The organism is Streptomyces sp. NPDC048018 (genome assembly GCF_043202995.1).
Classification (GTDB): Bacteria; Actinomycetota; Actinomycetes; order Streptomycetales; family Streptomycetaceae; genus Streptomyces.
The window spans coordinates 14,962-39,728 of the sequence record NZ_JBIDBK010000010.1 but is presented as its reverse complement, the minus strand read 5'-3'; the positions used below and the strand labels follow the sequence as shown (position 1 = coordinate 39,728).

Annotated in this window: 10 protein-coding genes; 7 read left to right on the top strand and 3 right to left on the bottom strand. The window is 71.6% G+C overall.

From position 1 onward, the window contains the following. The first annotated feature begins 6 nt into the window (after positions 1-6). On the top strand, positions 7-2,970 hold the full coding sequence (locus ACGF1Z_RS30215) for an SNF2-related protein (RefSeq protein ID WP_393009206.1): 2,964 nt from the start codon (positions 7-9) through the stop codon (positions 2,968-2,970). Between the two features lie 13 nt (positions 2,971-2,983). Further along, on the top strand, positions 2,984-8,155 hold the full coding sequence (locus ACGF1Z_RS30210) for a class I SAM-dependent DNA methyltransferase (protein ID WP_393009205.1): 5,172 nt from the start codon (positions 2,984-2,986) through the stop codon (positions 8,153-8,155). Positions 8,156-8,205: 50 nt separating this feature from the next. Here the strand turns inward: ACGF1Z_RS30210 and ACGF1Z_RS30205 are convergent, their stop codons facing one another. Beyond that, positions 8,206-8,409: a DUF397 domain-containing protein gene (locus ACGF1Z_RS30205; RefSeq protein WP_393009204.1), complete on the bottom strand. Its 204-nt coding sequence runs from the start codon at positions 8,407-8,409 to the stop codon at positions 8,206-8,208. After that, positions 8,406-9,266 (bottom strand): helix-turn-helix domain-containing protein, encoded by an 861-nt coding sequence (locus ACGF1Z_RS30200; RefSeq protein WP_393009351.1) that lies wholly within the window; start codon positions 9,264-9,266, stop codon positions 8,406-8,408. Before ACGF1Z_RS30200 ends, ACGF1Z_RS30205 begins: the two co-directional genes overlap by 4 nt. Before the next feature lie 149 nt (positions 9,267-9,415). On the opposite strand from ACGF1Z_RS30200, the gene ACGF1Z_RS30195 reads away from it, so the two are divergent. The 3 genes from ACGF1Z_RS30195 (at position 9,416) to ACGF1Z_RS30185 (ending at position 14,258) form a co-directional block, all read left to right on the top strand. Next, the gene (locus tag ACGF1Z_RS30195) at positions 9,416-9,856 is read left to right on the top strand and encodes an ATP-binding protein (RefSeq protein ID WP_393009203.1); all 441 of its coding nucleotides are present in this window, start codon (positions 9,416-9,418) and stop codon (positions 9,854-9,856) included. Positions 9,857-9,960: 104 nt separating this feature from the next. After that, positions 9,961-10,386: a hypothetical protein gene (locus ACGF1Z_RS30190; protein WP_393009202.1), complete on the top strand. Its 426-nt coding sequence runs from the start codon at positions 9,961-9,963 to the stop codon at positions 10,384-10,386. Beyond that, positions 10,383-14,258: an AAA domain-containing protein gene (locus ACGF1Z_RS30185; protein ID WP_393009201.1), complete on the top strand. Its 3,876-nt coding sequence runs from the start codon at positions 10,383-10,385 to the stop codon at positions 14,256-14,258. Before ACGF1Z_RS30190 ends, ACGF1Z_RS30185 begins: the two co-directional genes overlap by 4 nt. 18 nt (positions 14,259-14,276) lie before the next feature. On the opposite strand, the gene ACGF1Z_RS30180 is transcribed toward ACGF1Z_RS30185, so the two are convergent. Next, a complete protein-coding gene (locus tag ACGF1Z_RS30180) occupies positions 14,277-15,326 on the bottom strand; it encodes a hypothetical protein (protein ID WP_393009200.1) in 1,050 nt (349 codons plus the stop codon). Positions 15,327-15,540: 214 nt separating this feature from the next. Between ACGF1Z_RS30180 and ACGF1Z_RS30175 the strand changes: the two genes are divergently transcribed. Both ACGF1Z_RS30175 and ACGF1Z_RS30170 read left to right on the top strand, forming a co-directional pair. After that, positions 15,541-22,485, top strand: a complete 6,945-nt coding sequence (locus ACGF1Z_RS30175) for a DEAD/DEAH box helicase (RefSeq protein ID WP_393009199.1) — start codon at positions 15,541-15,543, stop codon at positions 22,483-22,485. Then, the gene (locus tag ACGF1Z_RS30170; RefSeq protein ID WP_393009198.1) at positions 22,482-24,755 is read left to right on the top strand and encodes a UvrD-helicase domain-containing protein; all 2,274 of its coding nucleotides are present in this window, start codon (positions 22,482-22,484) and stop codon (positions 24,753-24,755) included. The genes ACGF1Z_RS30175 and ACGF1Z_RS30170 overlap by 4 nt, the downstream gene beginning before the upstream one ends. Positions 24,756-24,767 lie beyond the last annotated feature (12 nt).

Here is a 24,767-nt window from a genome sequence, read left to right as displayed (position 1 = left end):
ACACGGGTGACCGCCGTCCAGACCAGCCCCGAGCAGCACGGCGACGCGTCGGACGCGGCGGGGCAGGAGCAGTTCCCGGCAGGCGCACAGGTGCTCGTACGCGACGAGGTGTGGCTGGTCAGGAACGCGGTGCCGACCACCGACGACGGCACCCGGGTCGAGGTGGTCGGGGTGTCCGACTTCGTACGGGACCAGGAGGCCGTGTTCTTCACCGGCCTGGACACCGTCGAGCTCATCGACCCGCGCGACACCCGCCTGATCGCGGACGACTCCCCCACCTACCGGCGCTCCCGGCTGTTCCTGGAGGCCGTGCTGCGCCGCACGGCGCTGCCCCAGTCCGAGCGGCGGCTCGCGCTCGCGGACTCCTTCCTCCTGGACCCGCTCACCTACCAGCGCCGCCCCGCCGAACTCGCGCTCTCGGGTGCCAATCTGCGCCCCCGGCTGCTGATCGCGGACGTGGTGGGTCTGGGCAAGACGCTGGAGATCGGCCTGACGCTCGCGGAGCTCATCCGGCGCGGCCGGGGCGAACGCATCCTCGTCGTCACGCCGCAGCACGTCCTGGAGCAGTTCCAGCACGAGCTGTGGACGCGGTTCGCCATTCCGCTGGTCCGGCTCGACTCGGTGGGCATCGAGCGGATCCAGCGCGAGATCCCCGCGGGACGGAATCCGTTCACCTTCTTCAAGCGCGTGATCGTCTCGATCGACACGTTGAAGAACACCGACCAGTACCGTCACCACCTGGAGCAGATCCGCTGGGACGCGGTCGTCATCGACGAGTCGCACAACCTGATCAACCGCGGCTCCCTGCGCAACCAGCTCGCCCAGACCCTGGCGCCGCGCACCGACGCCCTGATCCTCGCGTCCGCCACGCCGCACAACGGCGACGCGAGGTCGTTCGCCGAGCTGATCGCCCTGCTGGACCCGGCGGCGATCCGCGACCCGGAGAACTACCGGGCCGAGGACATCGAGCACCTCTTCATCCGCCGTACGAAGGTCAGCACCGAGGTCCGCGAGCAGATGAAGGGCCAGTGGGCGGACCGCGGCCCGTCCCAGGCGGTGCACTGCCCGGCCACCCCGGCCGAGGAGCGGATCTTCGAGGAACTGGCGGCCGTCTGGCTGCCGCGCGACGGCAGCCCGTCCGTGAGCTCCGTCCCGCTCTTCCCGTACACGCTGCTCAAGTCCTTCCTCTCCTCGCATGCGGCGCTCAAGGCCACTGTGAGCGCCCGTATCAAGACCCTGGAGAAGAAGGACGACCCCCGCGCCACGGCCGCGGAGCTCGCCGCCCTGCGCCGGCTCGCGGAACTGACCGCGGACCTGACCGAGGCGGACTCGGCGAAGTTCGCGGCGCTGGTCGAGCAGCTGAAGGGCATCGGCGTCGGCCCGTCCTCCGACACCCGCGTCGTGGTCTTCTCGGAGCGCGTCCAGACCCTGGAGTGGCTGGCGACCGTCCTGCCCGCCGCCCTCGGCTTCCGGGGCAGGACCGCGAAGGACTGCCTGCGCGTCATGCACGGTGGTCTGTCCGACGAGCAGCAGATGCGGGTCGTGGAGGAGTTCGGGCTGGCCGGCGCTCCGGTACGGATCCTGCTGACGGGCGACGTCGCCTCCGAGGGCGTCAACCTGCACCGCCAGTGCCACCAGCTGGTCCACTACGACGTGCCGTGGTCGCTGATCCGCATCGAGCAGCGCAACGGCCGCATCGACCGCTACGGGCAGGCCCAGCCGCCGCAGTTCCGCGCCCTGATCCTCACCAGTGACACCGAGGGCGCGAAGGACGACACCCTGGTCTCCGAGCGGCTCCTGGAGCGCGAGGACCAGGCGCACCGCTCGCTCGGCACGGCGGAGGCCGTCACCGGCCTCTACCGCGCGGAGGCCGAGGAGAAGTCCCTCATCCAGGATCTGCTGCGCGGCAGGACCGTGGACGAGTCCCTCGACGGGCGCCGGTCCGGCGAGGACGCCGGCACGGATGCCATGGACGACTTCCTGGCGGACTTCTTCGGCTCGGTCGGTGACGAGCCGCAGGCGGAAGACGGCACCGCCGCCGAGCGGTCCGCCCCCGAGACGGCCGGCGGCGCCACCGGCGCGGGTACGGGCGAGGGCACGGGCTCCGTCCTCCCCCGCCTCTTCGACTCGACCGCCCACTTCCTGGACGAGGCGCTGCGCGAGGTGTACCCGGACGCCCGGGACCGCCTGGACCTCGACCGTGACGAGCAGTCGGGCCTGCTGTCCTTCCGTCCCCCGGCCGACCTTCTCCACCGCCTCAAGGCGCTGCCCGTGGACTACCTGCGCGAACAGCGTCTGCGCGAGCGGCTGTTGGTCACCTTCAACCGGCGTCTCGCCCAGCACTCGCTCCAGCGGGCCCGCGAGGCGGGTTCCACCTCCAGCTGGCCGGAGATCTCGCTGCTGACCGACCTGCACCCGGTCGTCGAGTGGCTGACGGACAAGGTCCTCGTACGGCTCGGACGCCAGGAGGCGCCGATGATCACGGCGGAGGTGGCGGAGCCCACCTATCTCGTTCAGGGCGTGTACTCGAACGCCCTGGGCCGGCCGACGGTCGTCAAGTGGATGGGCGTGACAGGCAGCGGGGCCGTGGACGACGACATGGTGTCGCTGCTGCGCCGCTCCGGGGTCGGCCCGACGATGGCGAACAAGCTCCGCCACCGGGACCCCGCCCCACTGGCCGCCGCCATCCCCGCCGTACTGGAGGCCGCCGAGGCCTTCATGGAGCGGCACCGGGACGCCTGGGACCGGCCGCTGCGCGAGTCGATCGAGCGCCACAAGCTGCGCCTCGGCGACTGGGAGCAGCCCACGCTGGCGGGCCAACACACCAAGCGGCGGCTCACCGACCTCGCCGACGACCTGCTGACCACCGGGCAGCGCCCGATGCTGCGCGTCCTCGCCGTGCTGCTGCCCGACCCCGACGCACCGGCGGCCGCGCCCGCCTCCCCGTCCGCCACGCCCGCCGCCCTCTGAGAGAGCCACTGTCATGACGTACGACTCCCTGGTCAACCGCGGCGACTACTTCTCGGCCCACTACCTCGCCGAGGTGCTGCCCAAGGACCTCAAGACGGGCCTGCTCCAGACCTGGAAGGAGCGGGAGGAGGCCGCGAAGCCCCCGGCCGGGACGGGCGAGGCGGCGTCCGCCGAAAGCCCCGACCCTCTGCGCGAGGACACCAAGCAGGCCCTGCCCGTCACTCCGCGGGCCGGTCTCCGGGCACTGCGCCGCGACTACTTCCGGGCCCGCTCGTTCTTCGCGCTCCCCGGGGACGCCGAGGGCACCGCGTCCACGCCCGACACCGGCGACGACGCGCTGACGTACGAAGCCCCCGCCTGGCGGGAGCGGGTACACGCGCTGAACGCCGAGGTCCTGCGCGCACTGGGCTATGACGCGAAGCCCGGCAACCTCACCGTCTGGCGGGCGGGCCAGAGCCATGAGATCACGGTCGCGCACGCCGAGAAGGGCCTCGTCGCCGTCGACTGCGGCTGGGCCGCCGAGGCGGACGCCGCCCTGGACCCCGACGGCCCGGGCCGCCTTCTCGACCCCGTCGTCCTCGACGGCTCGAACAGCCTCGTCACCGGCTCCAAGCTGGCCTCGTTCCTGTTCGCCTGCGACGAGGCCCCGCGCTATGTCCTGCTGCTCGTCGGCGGAGTCGTCGTCCTCGCCGACCGGATGGTGTGGGGCGAGGGCCGCTACCTCGCCGTCTCCCTGGACATCGCGCTCCAGCGCAACGACACCCGACCGGGCGGCGAACTCGACACCGTCGCCGCGCTGTTCGGAGCCGACTCGCTCCGCACCCCCGAGGAGGGCGGCGAGAACCCGCTCGCCGAACTCGTCGGCAAGTCCACCAAGCACGCGGTGGGCGTCTCCAGCGAGCTGCGCGACGGCCTGCGGCTGAGCGTCGAGCTGATCGCCAACGAGGTCCTGGAACGCCTCCGCGAGCAGGGCGTACACCCCCAGGACATCGCCGAACTCCCCGAACTCGGCCGCCAGCTGACCCGCGAGTCACTGCGCTACCTCTACCGCATCCTGTTCCTGCTGTACGCCGAGGCCCGCCCCGAGCTGGGCATCCTGCCGTCCGACTATCCCGAGTACCAGCTCGGCTACGGCCTCGGCCGGCTCGGCGAACTCGTCGCGGAGCGCGACCTCGTCGACGAGAAGTCCCGCCGCGGCTTCTACCTGTACGAGTCCCTGGACCTGCTGTTCCGCAAGGTCCAGGACGGCTACCGGCCGCGCCGCACCCATGGCGAGGCGGCGGAGACGGCGGAGAGCGCCGACGCCGTCGGCGGGAAGACCAGCGAGGACCTGGGCCTGCGCTTCGAGCCCCTGCACTCCACGCTCTTCGAGCGGGACTCGATCAAGCTGATCGGCGCGGACGCCGTCGTCGACCCCCGACACGACGCCGACGAGGCCCTCGCCCGCGGCGAACGCGTCCGCTACCTCGACACCCGGCTCCGCAACGCCACCCTGTACGAGGTCCTGCACAAGCTCATGCTCACCAAGGGGAAGAAGGGCGAGCGCGGCGGCTTCATCTCGTACGCCCAGCTGGGCATCAACCAGCTCGGCGCCGTGTACGAGGGCCTGATGTCGTTCTCCGGCTTCATCGCGGGCGAGGAGCTGTACGAGGTCGCCAAGGGCGGCGACCCCAAGGACGGCTCCTGGCTGGTGCCCAAGTCGAAGGCCGACGAGTACCCGGACACGGTCTTCGTCCGGCGTCCGGACCGCGACACGGGCGAGGAGCTGCGCGTCCGGTACGCCCCCGGCTCGTTCGTCTACCGGCTCTCCGGCCGCGACCGTCAGACCTCGGCCTCCTACTACACCCCTGAGTCGCTGACCAAGGTCACGGTGCAGCTGGCCCTCCAGCACCGCCTGGACCAGGACGACACGGTCACCGAGGCTCGCGAGCTGCTGGACTGGAAGATCTGCGAACCGGCCCTCGGCTCGGGCGCGTTCCTCAACGAGGCCATCAACCAGGTCGCCGCCGAGTACCTGCGCCGCCGACAGAAGGAGCTCGGCCGCTCCATCGACACCGAGCAGTACGCCGTCGAGCTCCAGAAGGCCAAGGCGTACATCGCCCTGCACAACTCGTACGGCGTCGACCTCAACGAGACGGCGGTCGAGCTGGCCGAGGTGTCGTTGTGGCTCAACACCATGCACCCCGGCATGGAGGCCCCCTGGTTCGGCCTCCACCTACGACGCGGCAACTCCCTCATCGGCGGCCGGCGCGAGGTGTACGGCCCCGAACGCCTCAAGAAGGGCGGCTGGCTGGGGGCGACCCCGGAGCGCTACCCGCTGGCCGACGCGCAGGCAGGCGTCCCGCTGCCGGACGGCGCGGTGCACCACTTCCTGCTCCCGGCGAAGGAGTGGGGCGCGGTCGCCGCCGAGAAGGAGGCGAAGGCGCTGGCGCCGGAGGCCGCGAAGGCGCTCGGCGCGTGGCGCAAGGCGGTCACGAAGTCCCCGACGGCCAAGCAGACGGCCCGCCTCCAGGGCCTGGCGCGGCGCACCGAGTACCTGTGGGACCTGGTCGTGCAGCGGCTGACGATCTCCGAGCGGGAGATCTCGCGGCGCGTGGACGTGTGGGAGGCGGAGCCGGAGTGGCTGCGCCGGCCGAAGGAGGCCGTGCCCCGGGAGAAGGTGCTGGCCGACCTGACGGCGGTGGACACGCCGTACTGGCGCCTGAAGAAGCTCATGGACACGTGGTGCGCGCTGTGGTTCTGGCCCGTGCAGGAGGCCGCGCTGCTGGACGGGACGGACGCGCGGTACGAGCGGGCGGAGGTCGTGCCCGCTCCGCAGGGCGGGGCTGCTGCGGTGTCCGGGGCGTCGGACGTGATCCGTACGTACGAGGAGGTCGACCTTCTCGGGAACGTCACCGTGAAGGAGGTCCGGCGCGGCGACATCGACAAGCGGCGGAAGGGTACGCGCAAGGGCGAGCAGTCCTTCGCGGGCCAGCGCCGCGAGGTCATCCCCCTGGCGAACCTGGACGACTGGCTGGACTTCGCGGAGGCGCTGCTGGGCACGCACGACGTGCCGGCGGAGTCGCTGGTGGCGTCGTTCGACTCGCTCGGCGACCTGGAGCGGTACGAGGACGAGCTGCCGGACTGGATGGGCATGGACCGGTCGTACTGGCTGGAGGGGCGGTTCCCGTGGGTGGGGGTCGCGGGGGATGTGGCCAAGCGGCAGGGGTTCTTCCATTGGGAGTTGGAGTACGCCCAGGTGTTTGGGGGGCGGGGTGGGTTTGATCTTCAGGTGGGGAATCCGCCTTGGGTACGGTTGGATTGGCAGGAGGACCTGGTTCTCGCCGAAATCGAGCCGTGGTTCGTTCTCGCGGAGAGTCAGAGCGCTTCTGAGTGGAGACTCCGCAAAGACAATGCACTGGACCACCTCAAGAGCCACCGTTCTTACTTGATGAACGAGTTGGCGAACAACGCGGGTGCCATCGCAACTCTGAGAAGTCCAGCCATGTACCCGGTTCTAGCTGGCACCAGAGCGGACCTCTACCGCGCGTTCATGGTTCAAGTTTGGCGGCACTTGCCGCAAGATGGCAGCGCAGGCCTCATTCATCCGGACACGCATTTCAGTGGTGTCCGAGAGGGTGCCATCCGAGCGATCTCCTATCGCCATCTCCGAGTGCACGCACACTTTGTGAACTCCGCGAACTGGGCATTTGAGGACCTCTCCCGTTCACAGGAGTTCGGAGTCCACATCTATGGAACCTCGCAAGCACCAGACTTTCTCCACCTCAGCCAGCTGCGCGATGCCGAGGCGCTCCCCAACTCGCTGACGCATGACGGACGAGGACCAAAGCCCGGCATCAAGCACAACGGCTCCTGGGACATCCGGCCACATCGCGAGCGGGTGGTGCACGTTACTGCAGAGCTACTGGAGAGCTGGAAAGCACTCACCGGTTCAACGGGTGAAACCCAGCAGACTCCGCTGCTCTACCCGGTACTCGGCAGTGAGCAAGGAGCTATCCAGGCGTTGACCTCTTACGGCTACGCCCTGGACGACTTTAACCCCATGATCTCGCAGGGCTACAACGAGACCACAGCAAAGAAAGAAGGCTTGATCCGCTGGGGCAACCAGGCTGCCCCACAGCTGGCAGACGTCATCCTGCAGGGGCCCCACTTCTCGGGGGCAACTCCTTTCTCAAATGAACCGATGATCCCCTGCCGAAACCAGAGGCACTGGTACGCACTTTCACCCACCGAACTTCCTGAAGCCTATGTTCCGGTGACCAACTACGTGCGGGCTACTGACACAGTCACCTACCAGGAAGCCCAGGATTCCTGGAATGGTCGTCGCTACACGGAATATTTCCGCTTGACGTGGCGAGTAATGATTCCTTTCAACACCGCACGGAGCCTCTTTGCCGCTCTCATCCCACCCGGACCCGCGCACATCGATGCCGTCAGCTCAATGTCCCTGCCCGACAACCGCCTGCTAGCCCTCAACGCTGGCTTCTGGGCTTCTCTACCCTTCGACTACCTGCTGCGCATCACCGGCCGTTCACACCTTCGGGTAGCAGAAGCGCGAAAGATGCCGGCCCCAGACCCCAAGCACCCCCTTTCCTCCGCCCTCCTGCTCCGGTCGTTGCGTCTGAACGTTCTCACGAACGCCTACTCGCCACTCTGGGATGAGCTCTTTGACCCTCGTTGGGCTGGGTATGAGGAATGGGCAAACCCAGGATGGCCAAGACTGAAGCCTCTTGCTGCCGACCTGAAGCCTTCCTGGACGCATTCCACGCCGCTCCGTACCGAGTTCGAACGACGTGCAGCGCTAGTGGAAATCGACGCTTTGGTGGCCGTGTGGTTGGGCATCACCGTTGACCAGCTGGTAGCCATCTTTAGCACCCGATTCCCGCAGCTGTACGACTACGAGACGGCAACCTACTTCGACGCCAACGGCCGTAAGATCGCTGCCGACTTCAACACGTATGGCCACGGCCAGACCAAGCAGGACTGGCTCGACTTCGAAGCCCACCTCGCCGATCCCGCCAACACACCGTCCCCCGTCGGCTACGTCGGACCCTTCTACAAGGCCGACCGTGAGGCCGAGATGCGGGCGGCGCACGCGCACTTCCAGGCGCGGCTGGACAAGGAGATCGAGCTCGGGCGTTGGACGCCTCCGGCGCGCAAGGCAGCCCTGGAGAGCACGGCATGACATGCGGCTGCCCCGGACCCTTCGAGGTCCGGGGCAGCCACGTCGTTGCACTACCGGCCTGCGAAGCCGACGAAAGCGGTCCAGGCAGAGCTGTCGACCACGAGCCCGGGACGGCGCGTGTCCTTGGAGTCGCGCACGTGGACGCTGCCCAGGCGTTCAGCCACCTCGACGCACTGGCCGCCCTCGCCGCTGCTGTAGCTGCTCTTGACCCACCGCAGGTCCGGCACGATCGGGTCAGGTGTTGCCTTCTTCATGTCGCTCCAAGCAACTTCTCAATGAGGTCCAGCGATTCACGCGGAGTGAGAGCCTGGGCGCGGAGAAGGCCGTACTGTTCTTCAAGCTCCCGGACAGACTTCCGCTCCGTGTAGAGGCGACTGTGTTTGTAGGCCTCCACGTAGGCAATCCTCCGTCCATCGAGCGTTTCGATCAAGGTGAAGGGTCCGGCCAGGCCGGCATGCTCCTCCCGCCCGTTCGGCATCACCTGAATCTCCACGTTACGCCGCTGGCCGCTGAGCAGAAGATGCTCTAACTGGCCTCGCATCACGCCTCCGCCGCCGAGGGGGCGCGTGAGTACCGACTCCTCGATGACGAAGCTGGTGGTCGGCAACGGCTGTCTGATGAAGATGCCTTGCCTGGCCAGTCGGGCCTGCACGCGCTCTTCGATCGTGTCCTCGCTCAGCAGGGGCCGCCACATGGTGAAGATGGCTCGGGCGTACTCCTCGGTCTGCAGCAGCCCGTTGACGATGTGCGTGTCGTACACATGCAGCTCAACCGCCTCCGCCTCCAACTTCGCCGCGTCCCGGAAGAACGCCGGGTACTGCGCCCGCGCGACCTCCTCCTTCATCTCCTTCAGGACCTCGCCCGCGTCCAGCAACTCGTCCGCCTGGTCGATGAAGCGAGACGGCGGCACCCTCCGCCCCTGCTCGTACGCCGCGATCGTCGACGCCGAGTACCCCAGCCGCGCCCCGAACTCGGACCGCTCCACCCCCGCACGTACCCGGAACCGTTTCAGCTGGCGGCCGAAGACGCGCAGGATGCCCGAGCCCGGATCCGGTGCGGCGGCGTCGCCGGCCGGGTCGTCGTCCTCTGCCCGCCGGGTGGATTCGTTCATGCCCGCCATCACCTCCACCGGCCAACGCCGCTCCGCGTCGGCCGTCACGCTCCGCGCCGCCTACAGGCACCGACACCGCGCCTACCGCTGCCCCCTGTACGCGCCTTGGCCCTTACTCAGCGTAAGCGGAGCACGCCAGCCTGTGTCCCATGAACAGCGAAACGTCCCCCGCATCCACCGCCCTTGAGTTCGCGATGCGCTTCACGTCCTCACCTCGCGGCGCCCGCCTCGCCCGGCGGCTCGTCTCCCATCGTCTGGACAGCTGGGGCCACCCGTACACCTCGATCGCCAACGAGACGATGACGCTCATCGCCGCCGAGTTGACCGGCAACGCCGTGCGTCACGGGCACGTCCCCGGGCGGGACTTCCACCTCCGGCTCACCGACGCGGTCGACACCCTGCGTATCGAGGTCACCGACACCCGTACCGAACGCGTACCTCTGCTCTCCTCCCATGAGCCGCCCGGCGACGCCGAGTCGGGGCGCGGGTTGCTGGTCGTGGCGCTGCTGGCGAGTCGGTGGGCGGTGGCGCCGCGCGTGGGCGCTCCGGGGAAGACCGTGTGGGCCGAGGTGTGCCTTTCACGCCAATGACCAGCGGGTTTTCGGAAATTGGCCGACGGTCTGTCGGTGCGTGCCGCTAGGGTCGTGCGTCCGTGTGTGCACTGCACGGGGGAGCCCAAGGGGGAACAGCGCACGTGAGCAGCACGACCCACACCGACCCGGCCGCCGGTTGCCGCATCTCCATCGTCGACGAGGATCCGCTGCGCGCCCGCCGTGAGGCCCGCGAGTTGCTTGCCGCCCTCGCCGAGACCGACCCGCAGGCCGCGCTCGACGTTCCGGCCGGCCCTGCGACCACCGGCACCACCACCGACAAGGGCGGACCGGTCGCCGATCTCCTCGGCCTGGTGTTCAGCGGCGGCTCCCTGGCCGCCGCCGTCCTCCAGCTCTGGCTGGCGCGCGTGCCGCAGCGGACGATCGTCGTCACGCGGCCCGACGGGGCGACGCTGACCATCTCCGGGAAGCAGGCCCGCGCGGACGACGCGCAGATCGAGCGGTTCCTCAACGGTGGCGCGGGTTCGGCGGACGAGGGCGGCGCGCAGGGCGGGCCGGGCGCGGCGTGAGTGACAACGACCGGTACGCCATGCTGATCGGCGTATCCACGTACGACAGCGACCGGTACCACGAACTGCCGGCGGTTCGGGCGGACCTGCACTACATGCAGGCGGTCCTGGAGAGCACCGAGATTGGCATGTACAACGACTGCGCGATGGTTGCAGAGCCGACGCGCGCCGAGATGCTGCACGCCGTGGAGACGTTCCTGGAGGAGCGGCAGGCCAGCGAGACGGCGCTGCTCTACTTCAGCGGGCACGGGGAGTTCTGCGAGGCGGACGGGCAGCTGTACTTCCTGACGCGGGACGCCGATCCGGACGACCTGCCGGGTACCGCCGTGCCGGCCGAGTTCCTGGAGCGGATGCTCACGTCCTGTCGGGCGTCGTCGAAGGTCGTGCTGCTCGACTGCTGCTCCAGCGGCTCCGTCGTCCAGGGGTGGACGGCCAAGGGAGCGGCCGACAGCGGCGAACGGCCCGCGCCCAGCACGCTGCTGCGGCCGACCGGCGTGTACTTCATCACCGCCTCGGACGCCCTCCAGGCGGCCTCGGCGCTGGCTCCGGCCGGTTCCTCGCTCGGCACGTCGCGGTTCACCGGGGAGATCGTCGAGGGGCTGCGCAGCGGGCGGATCAAGGACAGCGGCTGGATCACGCCGGACGACCTGTTCGAGTACCTGACCGCGCAGATGGTGCGCATCGGCGTGCCCGAGGAGCAGCGGCCCACGAAGTCCACCATCCGTGCGACGCATTCTCTGCCGTTGGCCCGCTCGGTGGCGCGGACCGTCCAGCTCCCCGAGCCGCCGCCGGAAGCCGGTGGCGGTCTGCCGGTCTCCTCGGCGCTGTCGAAGGCCCGCGGCCTTGTCGCGCAGGACGCGCACGACGGCGTGGACCGGGAACGTCTGCTGCGCTACTACGCGCACTGCCTGCGGGCCCAGGCCGAGTCGAAGATGCTGCCCGACCGGGACAGCGGCCGGAACTCCGACTACTTCCTGCTGAGTCAGGGGTCGGAGACGATCCAGTCCGGGCTGGGCTCCGGTCTTCCCGCGCCCGGTGGGCTGCCCAAGGCGAAGAGCACCGGCGCGAAGGTCGACGAGGCCGGGCTGCAGGAGTACTGGTACGGGTACCCGGCCGTCACGCTGCCCGAGCGCGGCGGGAACCGCGGCCGGCGGGCCGCGGTGCGCATCGCGCCGCTGCTGGTCCAGCCGATGGAGCTGGCGCCCGACGAGAACGGGCGGGACCGGCTGCGGCCGAGCGGGGTGCCGTCGCTGCACAGCGGCGTGCTCACGGAGCTGCTGGAGGACGAGGAGGCGGCCGAGTTGCTCGGCCGCTGGCAGCCGACCTGGCAGGAGGGCAACGCCGCCCAGATGGTGAAGGCGGTGCGAGAACTCCTGACGCGGCTCGAACTCCCGGAGCTGGAGCCGCTCGACCTGTCCGCGCTCAGCGAGCGTTCCGTCATGGACTCGCTGCGTCCGGGCGCGCACAACGCCGCCGTCCTCCTCGCGCCGTCGGGTCTGGAGCGGACCGCGACCGAGGGCCTCGTGGAGAACCTGCTCCAGATGTCCACGCGCGCCGACCAGATCCCCGGCACCGCCCTGGACGCGCTGCTCACCGGTGGTGGCGACGGCGGACCGGCCGGGCTCGACGCGCCGCCGGTCCTGGTCTCCCCCGGGCCGTGCAACGAGAGCCAGGCGCGGGTGATCACGTCGGCGATGACCCGGCCGCTCACCGTCTCCACCGGGCCGCCCGGCACCGGGAAGAGCGAGGTGGTGGCGGCGGCGGTCGCCACCGCGGTGGCCGCCGGGCAGTCCGTCCTCGTCGCGTCCACGAACAACGAAGCCGTGAACGTGGTGGCCGAGCGCTGCGACGCCATCTCCCCCGGGCTGCTCATGCGGACGGGGAACTCCGAGGCCCTGGAGGCCGAGGCCGCGAAGCTGGAGCGGCTGCTCGCCGAGCCCGTCGAGGCCCCGGCGCGGGGTGCGGCGACGGTGGCGGGTGACCTCAGGAACCGGCACGCCCGGGACGCCGTGCACGAGGCCGAGGCGGCGCGGCTGGTCGGGGAGGAGGCGCGGCTGCTGGAACTGCTGCGGGAGCGTGAGCGCCGCGCGGACGGGCTCGGGCTGCCGGTGGAGCGGCTGGAGCGGGCGTGGTCCGAGGGCGGGGCCGAGGCGCTCGCCGACTGGGAGGACCGGGCGCGGAGGGCCGCCGTCGCCCGCTGGTACTCCTTCGGCCGGTGGCGCAGGGGGCGGGCGCTGTCCGCGTTCGTCGCCTCCGCCGGGGAGGGCGGTGCGGGCGCGTGGCCGGCCTGGGCCGCGGAACGGCCCGTACCGCCCGAACTGCTGCTCGCCCTCGCGGAGGCCGCCGGAGTGGAAGGCGCGCTCAGGAGCCTCGTACCGGGGCATCTCGCCCTGGACGAGGAGGCCTTGAAGCAGGCGCGGCTGGAGAGCCGGGCGGGTCTGTCGGAGGTGTCGGGCGAGCTGGCCCGGGCCGTGTCCGCCGAGGCGATGACGCGGGGGCGGTCGCTGATGACCCAGCGGCTCCAGGCCCTGCGCCGGCGCTCCGGCTTCTGGAAGAGCCAGCGCAATCTGATGGCGCACCTGAAGGGCTGGGCCATCAGCACGCACTCGGTGCGTCAGCTCGAACTGGTCCCGGAGCTCTTCGACCTCGTCGTGATCGACGAGGCCAGCCAGTGCTCGATCCCGTCGGTGCTGCCGCTGCTGTTCCGGGCCAAGCGGGCGCTGATCATCGGGGACCCGATGCAGCTCGGACACATTCCGGGGATCACGGCGCAGCAGGAGCGGCAGGCGCGGGTGCGGGCCGGGTTGAGCGCGGCGCAGCTGGAGGATCACCGGCTCGCCTACCACGTGTACTCCGCTTACCACGCCGCGGCGCAGCACGGCGAGGAGACGCTGCTGCTCGACGAGCACTACCGGTGCCATCCGGCGATCGCCGATGTCGTCAACGGGCACTGCTACGCAGGGCAGTTGCAGGTCCTCACCGACGTCAGGAAGCAGGTTCCGGCGCTCGATCCGGTCGGGTCGGGCGGTCCGGCTCCCGCCCTCGGCTGGGTCGACGTGGCGGACGGCGCTTCCGCGCTGGGCGCGGGCGGCCGGTCCTCGCGGAACGCGGCGGAGGCCGCCCGGGTGCGGGAGACGGTGGACGAGCTGCTCGCGCGGCTTCCCGAGGACACGACGGTGGGCGTCGTGACGCCGTTCCGTGCCCAGAAGGACGCCCTGGCGCGGGTGTGGGCGGACGACGACCGCGTGCGGGTCGGCACGGTGCACGCCTTCCAGGGCGGCCAGCGGGACGTCATGGTCCTCAGCCCGGTGGCCACCGACAACACCCCGCCCCGTACGACACACTGGGTGTCGAGCCAGGTCAACCTGTGGAACGTCGCCGTCACCCGGGCGAAGTCACAGCTGATCACGGTGGGCAGCCACACCTTCTGGCAGGGGCAGTCGGGGCTTCCGGCGCTCCTCGCGGGGCGGTCGGAGGTGCTGGGGACGGGAGCGTCGGCGGACCGGCCCGGCGCGGGCTTCGGCGCGAGGCCCCGGAGCGCCTTCCGCGAGGAGCTCACGGACCGGCTCCAGGACTTCCTCGGGCGCCGTGGTGTGACCGATCTGGAGCGCGAGGCGGTGGTCGGCGGACACGTCGTCGACCTGCTGTTCACGGTGGACGGGGCCAACACCGCCGTCCTCGTCGACACCGGGCCCGAGCACGGACAGGACCCGGCCCGCCATCTCCGACTGACGCACGCGCGCGGCGACCTGCTGCCCGGGCTGCCGTCCGGCGGTTCCGGCGCGAAGCCCGGACCGGTGGCGCGGACGGTCCGGGTGCCGGCGTGGCGGATCCTGGCGGGTGACGTGACGCTGGAGCCGCTCTTCGCCTGAGCGCGCGCCCCGGCGGGGTCAGGGCCGCAGGCTCCGGACGACGTGGGTCATGTGCTGGACATGGCCCACGCGCAGCCAGTCGCCGACGTTCCCGGTGCCTTCCGGACCGTGGCCGTGCGCGCAGTCGCGCAGCCAGGTCTCGGCCCTGCTCGCCGCCGGGCCGCGGAAGTCCGGCAGGGCGAGGACGTCCCGCGCGGCGGCCCGGACGGCGGCGGCCCGGCCGGGACCTCGCGTGGGCGCCTTCACGAGGACGTACGACTCGTCGGTGGTGTACCGCAGCGCGTTCCAGGGCGGGCCTCCTCCCTTGCCGGTGGAGGGCGGGCGGGCGATACCCCTCGTGGCGTCGGTGCCGTAGTCGCCGTACGCGAGGATGGAGTCGAACTCCCTTCTACTGAACCGCACTTCCGTCCACACGTGCCAGTCCGAGCGTGGTACGACCGCGCTGCCGCGCTCCAGGAGCCGGGCGGTGACGTCGGGGAAGGCGCCGCCCAGGACGGCCGCCGTACGCCAGGGGAACAGCGGCAGCAGGGCGTCGAGCGCGCGCCGTGTCTCCTTCGCGGTGTCGGTGCGGTCGGCGACGACGGCGCCCAGGTCGAGCAGGAGGTCCGTCTCCACAGCGGGGTCGACACGGGCGATGAGGTCGCGGACGGCATGAAGGGGCACGTCGTCCCACTCGCCGGGCAGCAGGACGCGTATGCCGAGTCCGTTGCCCGTGGACCGGGCGTGCGCCAGCATCGCGGCCTGGTGAGCCTCGGAGCGGTCGGGACCCGTCACCGGACGCAGCGGACTCACGTCGGCGTCCGTGGACAGCGCCTCGGCCAGCGCCGACTGCTGTGCCTCGTCGGCGAACGGGCAGTCGACCCAGGCCGGATGATGGCGATGGGCCTTCCGCACGCGCCACAGGTCGCCCCGCACGCCCACGACGAGTGCGTCGGGATGTGCGCCCGCGCGGGGCGGAAGGTTCCACAGCGGCACGACGGCCGCCTGCACGTCTGGGATCAGCTGCCGGTACGCCTGGCAGGCGTGCTGCTTGGCCGGCAGGACGGGAACGTACAGCGGTCCGGACATGGCGGCTCCCCCTCGGCTCTGCCTGCGTCCTCTTCGCCGCGCCTGTCCTCGTCCGTACCGTGGTCCGTTCCAGGATCCGCCGTGTCACCGCCGCACGAAATGGCGTCTTTTCAGCCTTCATGACTGAAACTTCAATGAATCTGGAAGCGCTGTGATCACCGAGGTACTGTTCGTGAGGCTCGGCAGCGGTATTGGCACGGTGAAAGGGACCGTCGTGAAGCCCACCATGGCCGCCGCCCAGTTGCGCGGCAGTCTGACGCAGTACCTCACGACGACGTACGCCCTCGCCGACGAGGGCACCCGGCGTGCCCTGGAGCGCTTCCTCGGGCATCCCGAGACGGGGATCTTCCGGGGGCCGTACCTCCGGATCCGGACACCGTTCCACGTGGCCGACGACGGCTGGCAGCGGGAGCTGGAGTGGACGGCCGGGTTCCCCGGCTTCGCCCCGTACCGGCACCAGGCCCGGGCATGGGCGCGGCTGTCCACGCTGCACGGCCCGGCCCGGCCGACGCTGGTGACCACCGGGACGGGCTCCGGCAAGACGGAGTCGTTCCTGATCCCGGTGCTCGACCACTGCCGCCGTGAGCGGGCGCGCGGCAACCGCGGCGTCAAGGCCGTCCTGCTGTACCCGATGAACGCGCTCGCCACCGACCAGGCCGGCCGCATCGGCGACTACCTGGCGCGGCCCGAACTGGCGCAGGTGACGGCCGGTCTGTACATCGGCGACCGGCCCGACACGGACTTCCGCCGGGTGATGACCCGGCGCGAGGAGATGCGCGCCTCCCCGCCGGACGTGCTGATCACCAACTACAAGATGCTCGACCTGCTGCTCCAGCGCGGCGAGGACCGCTCCCTGTGGGAGGGAGCCGACCTGACATACGTCGTGCTGGACGAGTTCCACACGTACGACGGGGCGCAGGGCACCGACGTGGCGATGCTGCTGCGGCGGCTGGCCGCGGCGACCGGTGCGTCACGGCCGGGCCGGCCGCTCGGGTCGATCTGCCCGGTGGCGACGTCGGCGACCCTGGGCGAGGGCCCGGCGGACTCCGCGGGCAAGGAGGCGGGCGGCATCCTCGACGTGGCGTCGCGGGTGTTCGGGATGCCCTTCCCGGCGGACGCGGTGGTCGGCGAGGAGCGGATGACGGCCGAGGAGTTCACGGGTGCCGTGGACTACGAGCTGCCCGAGCCGCCGACGCCGCAGGAGGTCATCGCCTGTTCGGGCGGTCCGGGGGTGGAGGCCCAGCCCGATCTGCTGGACCTGGACGGGCTGGCGCAGCGGCTGCTCGGCCGCGCCGGCCTCGACGCCTTCCGCATCGGACGGCTGCTCAAGCGCCACGACTTCACCCACGGCGTCCTGTCGCTGCTCGGCGGAGAGCCGCTGGACGAGTGGGGGCTGCGCGACCGGCTGGCCCGCTTCGGGTACGCGTGGGGGCGCACCGCGCGGGAGAACCCGCAGCTCGTGCTCCAGGCACTGTCGCGGTTCGTCGCCCTCCTGTCGGCGGCGCGCGACCCGGACTCCGACGAACGCCGGCCCCGGCCGCTGCTGCACATCGAGGCTCACCTGTGGATCCGGCCCGTCACCCGGGTGCTGCGCGGTGTGGGAGCGGCCCCGGAGTTCCGGTGGTACGAGGACGACCGCACCGCGGCGCGCCGGGCCGCGCTGCACGCCGCTCCGGTCCCCGACGAGGAGTCCGACGGGTCGTCCGACGGCTGGCCGTCACCCTCCGCACGGCCGCAGACGCTGGCCGGGGCCGACTCCGCCGTCCGGCCCGCCGAGGTGCATCTGCCCGCGGTGTACTGCCGCAACTGCGGCCGTTCCGGCTGGGCCGCGGTGTCGCCCGAGGCGGACCCGCAGCGGCTGGTCATGGCTCAGGACCGGATCTGGCGGGCGTCCGTGGGCCGGGACAAGCGGCGCCTGCGCTACTTCATCGCCGCCACGCAGGGCGAGCGGCAGCAGACGCTGGACGCGCTGACCGGTGCGCGGCCGTCGGACGGCGGCGTCGACCCGCTGTCGGTGGTGGTGCTCGACGGCGGGCAGGGCACCTACCGGCTGCCGACGCCGTCGGACGCGGGCGACCTGATCGACGCCTGGTTCGCGCTGGCCGTGCTCGACAAGAAGTCGGCCGACCGGGCCGCCAAGGACGACCGCTGCCCTGCCTGCCACACCGACAACAGCATCCGCTTCCTCGGCACCGCGCAGGCGGCGCTCGCCTCGGCGACCGTCACCCAGCTGTTCACGGGCGGCGACATCGCGCTCGTACCGGAGGAGCGCAAGACGCTGCTCTTCAACGACTCCACGCAGGACGCGGCCCACCGGGCCGGATACGTCGCGAACGCCTCGTACAAGTTCTCGCTGCGCTCGCTGCTCGCCCACAACCTGGACGAGTCGGGCGCGCCGACCGCGCTCAACGACCTGATCGGGCACGTCCTGGAGTCGGTGGACGACCCCGAGGCGCTGGCCGCCGTCGTGCCGCCCGACCTGCACGACGAGCCCGGCGTCGACCGGCTCCTGTCGGGACGCGGCACCGGCGACGCGCGGACGTGGAAGCTGATCGGCGAGCGTCTCGCCTTCGCCACCGTCATGGAGTTCGGGCTGCGCAGCCGCATGGGCCGCACCCTGGAGCTCACGCGCACCGCCGCGGCCGAAGTGGTCGTCGCGGAGCCCGAGCGCGTCACGGCGCTCGCCCGTGACGTCCACCTGTCCCTGCCGGGCCAGCTCCTCGTCACCGGCGGGCTGCCCACGCCCGACCGCTACCTCGCCTACGTCCGTGGCCTCCTGGAGCGCCTGCGGCTGCGGGGCGCGGTGCACCACCGGTGGCTCGACACCTGGATGAGGGAAGCCGGCACCAACCGGTACCTCATCTCCGGCCGCAGGCCCGAAGGCATGCCCGCGTTCCCCGAAGGCGTCGCGCCGCCGCGCTTCCTGCTGGACGGACAGAAGGACAGGTCGGAGTTCGACGCGATCACCGGCCGGCTGGGCTGGTACCAGGACTGGACCCGCCGCTGTCTCGGCCTGGACGCCGCCGGTGCCACCGAGTACCTGCGGCGGCTGCTGCCCGCCCTCGCCGACGAGCGGGTGCTCGCGGTGCGCACCGCCAGGGACCGGCAGACACGGCTCTACGGACTGCAGCCCGGGCACATCGAGGCGCGGCTGCTCGACGACGCCGTCGTCAACAAGGCGTTCGTCAGCTGCGAGGACTGCGGCTGGCAGCAGGTCGTGGCGCCGGAGCGCCGCACCCGCTGGTACGGGCACCCGTGCCCGCGCTACCGGTGCAAGGGACTGCTGACCCCGCCCCAGCCCGGTATGCCCGGCAGCGGTTCCAGCACCTCCGGGTTCGGCCCTGCGGTCCGCGAGCGGGACTACACCGGCGACTACTACCGCCGGCTCTATCTGACCGGCGGGACGTTCCGCGTGGTCACCGCGGAGCACACGGGCATGCTCACCAGGCCGGAGCGCGAGCGCGTCGAGCGCAGCTTCAAGGCGGGCACGCACTACACCGACCCGAACGTGCTGTCGTGCACGCCCACGCTGGAACTCGGCATCGACATCGGCGAGTTGTCCGCCGTGCTGCTCGGGTCCCTGCCCAAGGGCCCCGCCAACTACGTGCAGCGGGCCGGCCGTGCGGGACGCCGTACGGGCAACGCGCTGGTGGTCGCCTTCGGCGGGCGCCGCGCCCGCGACCTGTACTACCTGGACGAGCCGTCGGAGATGATCGCGGGGACGATCCTTCCTCCCGGCTGCTACCTGTCGGCCGTGGAGATCCTGCGCCGCCAGTACACGGCCCGGCTCCTCGATCTCGCGGCGAGCGGCGGGCTGCGGACGTCCGACGGCGAACTCCTGTCGCCGGTGCCCCGGTTGTCCTCCGCACTGTTCGGCACCACGGGCTGGTGCCAGGACCTGGCGGACGCCGCGCAGACCCACGGCGCCACGCTGGTCGAGGAGTTCCTCGCCCTGTTCCCGGGAGGCGGCGACGATGCCGACGGTGGCGTGTCGCCGTACGCGGCGGACGAGCTCAGGGCGTACGCCACCGGCGGCATCGTCCGGGCGCTGCAGGAGGCGGAAGAGGACTGGACCGGACGGCGCGAGGAACTCCGGCGCAGAATCGCCGCGATCGACGAGGCCGCCGAGCACCTGATCCGCACGGACGTCGTCCAGGAGCGCGAACGCCGGGAACTGCTCGCCGAACGGCGCAGCGCCGGGGACCTGCTGCGGGAACTGAGCCAGTCGAGCGCCCACGGCACCCTGGTGGAGCTCGGACTGCTGCCGAACTACAGCCTCACCGACACCACCACGCAGCTGGAGGCGACGCTGTACTGGACGGAGACACCGGACGACGAGGAGGAGACCCGGCCGGAGAGCCCCGCGGGGGACCCGGCCAAGCGGGTGTACCGCAGCGAGACGCGGGACTACGAACGCTCCCGCAAGCTCGCCCTGACCGAACTGGCGCCCGGGAACAGCTTCTACGTCAACGGCTACCGGCACGTGGTGCGCGCGCTCGACGTCGGCACCCCGGACCGCCGTGCCTGGGCCGAGTGGCGACTCTGCCCGGCGTGCGGGTACGCCCGCACGCATGACGCCAGGAAGGACACCAGCCCGTGTCCCCGCTGCGGAGGGCGGGAGATCGCCGACGCGGGCTGCGTGCAGTACGTGCTCCAGCCGCGGCGCGTCGTCTCCCGTGACAAGCGGGACGACGCCAGGGTGCGGGACGACCGCGACGAGCGGGACCGCCGCCACTACGCGGTGCTCACGACGGTCGACGTCGACCCGGAGCGGATCACCCCCGGGTCGTGGCGGCACGAGACGGCCGTCTTCGGCGTGGACTTCACCCGGCACGCGAAGATCCGCACACTCAACCTGGGTCTCGACCGGGAGGAGGGCAGCAGCACCGTGCCGCTCGCCGGTGCGGACGTGCGGCTCAACCCCTTCTATGTGTGCACCAGTTGCGGCGGCGCGACGGCGGAGGGCCGTCCCGTCGTGGACGTGCCCCAGCACGCGCTGACGGACTCCGGCGCGGTGAGCACCCCGGCCGCCGCCCACCACCTGCTGTGGTGTCCGCGCCGCCGGACCAGGGAAACCCCGGCGACCGGACCGGCCGAGCCGCAGGGCAAGGGGGAGGACGTGCCGCTGCTGCTCGCGCACGAGCTCACCACGGAGGCGGTGCGCATCCTGCTGCCCGCCTCCGTGGCCCGCGCCAAGGAGCGCCTCGCGTCGTTCACCGCGGCGCTGTTCGCGGGCATCGCGGCGCAGTACGGCGGCGATCCCGACCACATCGACATCGCCGAGGCGACGATGCCCGACCACCTGGGCGCCGACGGCTCCGACTGGCCGCGGCGGTTCCTCGTGGTCTACGACCGCCTCCCGGGAGGCACCGGTTATCTGCACCGGCTCGCGTCCGCCGACGGCTTCCGGGACGTGCTGCTCAAGGCCCGGGACGTCATCGAGGACTGCGAGTGCCGCGAGAAGGGTCTCGACGGCTGCCACCAGTGCCTGCTGCGACGCGTGCCGGCGGCCGACTACGACAAGGTCAGCCGCAACGAGGTGCGGCAGATGCTGGAGGACCTCCTCGGCGAGGACGGTTCGCGCTGGCGGACCTCGCCCGTCGCGACGACCCGGCACATCCCGCTGGAGCGGCAGGCCGAGAGCGATCTGGAGATCCTGTTCATCGAGACGCTCCAGGAGTGGGCGAGGCTCGCCGATTCAGGAGCCACCGCCGACGCGTACACCACGTCGGCCGGTACCTACGCGCTCGACCTGCGGCTGACGGGCGACGACGGGGCGACCGTGAGCTGGCGGGTCTCGCAGCAGCGCGCGCTGGACGGCACCCGGCCCGACATACTCCTCGAACGACTCGACGCGCCCGGCCCCCGCGTCGCGGTGTACCTCGACGGCTTCGCCTACCACGCGACCCCCGAGCACAACCGGCTGGCCGACGACGCCACGAAGCGCACCGGTCTGCGCAGCGAGGGACTGCGGGTGTTCCAGCTGTCGTACGACGACGTCAAGGAATGGCGCGAGCGCGTACGGGACACCGGATACGCGGCGGCGGGCCCGGCCGACCCGGTCTGGCAGCCCTACCCGGCGGACGCGCAGAACCGGGCACGCGACTACTACAGCCGCATCGGCGGAGGACTGCCCGGCGAGCTGTCCGACGCCGTCTGGGTCAACCCCGCCCGGCTCCTGCTCGCCTACCTGCGGACGCCCGACGCCCCACGCTGGCAGCGGCGGGCCGAAGCCGCCGCCGCGGGGCTCATCGGCGCGGCGGGCGTCCGCGCCGCCGCCCTCGGGACGGACGGCCTCGGGCCGGCCCTGCTGTCGGCGCTGGGCGGCGGGACGGTCACGGGCCCGGCGGGACCGGTCCGGCTCGTGTACGGGCCCGACGCCTCCGGCTGCCGGCTCGTCCTGGCCGCGGACGGCCGGCGCACCCCGCCGGTGTGGACAGGTCTGACCGTGCTCGACGACAGCGCCGAAGCCATGGCCGACGCACGGGCCCACCGGAGGCGCTGGCGGGCCTGGTTGTACTGGAGCAACGTGCTGCAGTTCCTGGACCACGCAGGCGGCGACAGCGCCCAGCTCACCACGAGCCTCGTCGACGGCTTCGCCACCGAAGCGCTGACCGTGACCGGCGGCGAGGGATGGCTGCAGTCCGCCCGGACCGAGATTCCCCGGGAGGAGTCGGCACCGGTCGCGGCCGAGGCGGCGGCGGTCGAGGTCGGCGCCGTCCGGGACGGCACACCGGCGGCCGCGGTCGCCGCGGCAGCGGCCACCGAGCAGGTCGCCTCTCCGGCGACCGGCCGGGACCCGGGCTGGAACCCGGTGCTCGAACTCCTCGATCCCGACGAGACGGGCCTGGCAGAACTGGCCCTGGCCCTGGCGGAGGCCGGGGTGCCGGCGCCCGAGGACGGTTACGAGCTCGACGAGCGGGGATGGCAGGCCGAACTGGCCTGGCCCGCAGCCCGCGTCGGCGTGGTCCTCGCCGCCCGCGACGACGGCCCGGAGCCCGACCACGAGGCCGCGGACCGGGACAAGGCCTTCGCGGCGGCCGGCTGGGACGCCCGTACGGCGACGGCCTGGGACGCCGCCGAACTGGCCGCCCGGCTGCTCGGACGGGGCCGGGACACGAACCACGACAGCACCAGTGACGGGGAGCACACACGATGACCGCCTCGGGCGTGACGCTGCGCCTGCTCGACAAGGCCGACAAGGAGATCCTCAAGCTCCCCCGCACGGTCAAGGGCGCCTTCTTCGACTTCCAGCACAAGTTCAAGACCAACCCGCGCACCACCGGCCTCAAGCTCCAGCAGCTCAAGGGAGACAGCCGGCTGTGGTCGGCGCGCGTCAGTGACGACTACCGGGCGCTGCTGATCCGGCTCGCCGAGGACGACTGGCTGATCGTCTCCGTCAAGCACCGCAAGGACGTCTACGACCGGCTGTCCGCACAGGTCAACCAGGTCACCGGTGGTATCGAGTACGTCGACCTGGAGGTTGTGGAGGAGAGCCTCCTCCGCCGGCTTCCCGTCCCGCCCGCCCCGGCGCCGACCGCACCCGACGTCACCGCGCCCGCGTCTCCCGCGCCCGAAACGGCCAAGCCGCAGGAGCTCTTCGCGGCCTGGACCGACGCCCAGCTGTCCGAGCTCGGCGTCGCCGAGCCGCTGCTCCCGGTCATCCGGACGCTCACCACCGAGGACCAGCTCCTCGGCCTCGTCGAGTACGCGCCCCAGCTCACCGGCGAAGTCCTGCTCGCCCTCTTCGACGGCAAGGCGTACGACGAGGTCCTCGACCAGGTGACCGCGCCCGTCGCCGTCGCCGAACCCGTCGACCCCGACGACTTCCAGGCCGCGGCGCAGCGCCCGGCCACGGTCGTCACCACCTCCGACGAGGCCCTCCGCGAGGCCTTGGAGGGCGGCGACTTCAGCCGCTGGAAGGTCTTCCTCCACCCCACCCAGGCCAAGCTCGTGGAACGGCGTTACTCGGGTCCGGCCCGGGTCGGCGGCGGGCCCGGCACGGGCAAGACCATCGTCGCCCTGCACCGGGTGCGTCATCTGGTGCGGCAGCTGCCGCCCGGCCGCGACAAGCCGGTCCTGCTCACCACCTACAACAAGAACCTCGCCGCCGACCTCCGGTCCCGGCTGCTGGAACTGGGCGGCGAGGAGCTGCTGGCCCGGGTCGAGGTCAGCCACGTCGACCAGCTGGCGCTGCGCATCGTGCGCGAGGCCGAACCGGGCAGCGGCAAGCAGGTGATGGACGACAGCCAGGCCGTACGGGAATGGCGGGCGCTGCTCGACGAGCTGGGCGAGGAAGGCTGGGACCCCGAGTTCCTGCACGACGAATGGACCCAGGTGATCCTGGGCCAGGCCGTCGCCACACGCACCGACTACTTCCGCGCCCGGCGGGCCGGCCGCGGCCGGAACGTCACGCGGGGCGAGCGCGCCGCGATCTGGCAGCTCGCGGAACGCTTCACCCAGCGCCTGGACCGGCTCGGACGCCAGACCTGGGACCAGGTCGCCGAGCGCGCCGCCCGGCTGGAGATGGGCCGCGAACAGCGGATCCTCTCCCTCGCACGGCAGCGGGAGGAGGCCGGCGGCCTCGACAACATCCACGTCGCGGACGGCTCGGGCGGTTGGCTGCGCTACCGGTACCGGCACATCGTGGTGGACGAGGCCCAGGACCTGCGCCCGGCGCACTGGAAGATGCTGCGCGCGATGGCGCCCCGGGAGGCGGACGACCTGTTCCTGGTCGGCGACACCCATCAGCGCATCTACAAGAACCAGGTGACGCTCGGCAGCCTGGGCGTCAACATCCGGGGCCGGTCGTCGAAGCTGAGTCTGAGCTACCGTACGACGCGCCAGATCCTCCGCTCGGCGCTCGACGTGCTCGGCGAGACGGACTACGACGACCTCGACGGCGACAAGGAGACGCTGGCGGGCTACCGGTCCGTGCTCAGCGGACGGCAGCCGTCAGGGCACTCCTACCCGGACTGGGCTGCGGAGCGGGAAGGCATCGCGGCCCTCATCGCGGGCTGGGACGCCGACCCCGATCTGGCCATTCCGCACGAGCAGATCGCCATCTGCGTACCGACGAACCAGATGGCCGCCGAGATCGGCTACGCGCTGGGCACGCACGGCATCCGGCCGGTGGAGATCCGTGCCGACGGACCCCAGGGCGACGGCGGCGTGCACATCGGCACGATGTTCCGGTTCAAAGGACTCGAATATCAGCGGATGATCATCGCGGGCGTCTCGGACGGCTTGGTGCCGCGCGAGGCGGTCAGCCGGCTGCGCACGAGCGATCCGGTGCGATACCGCCACGAGATGCAGCGGGCCCGGTCGCTGCTGTTCGTGGCGGCCACCAGGGCTCGGGACAGCGTGGATGTCTTCTGGCACGGCACCCCCAGTCCGTTCCTGGGCCCCGGCCTGACGCAACGGGAGTAGAGCGCGGCTGGG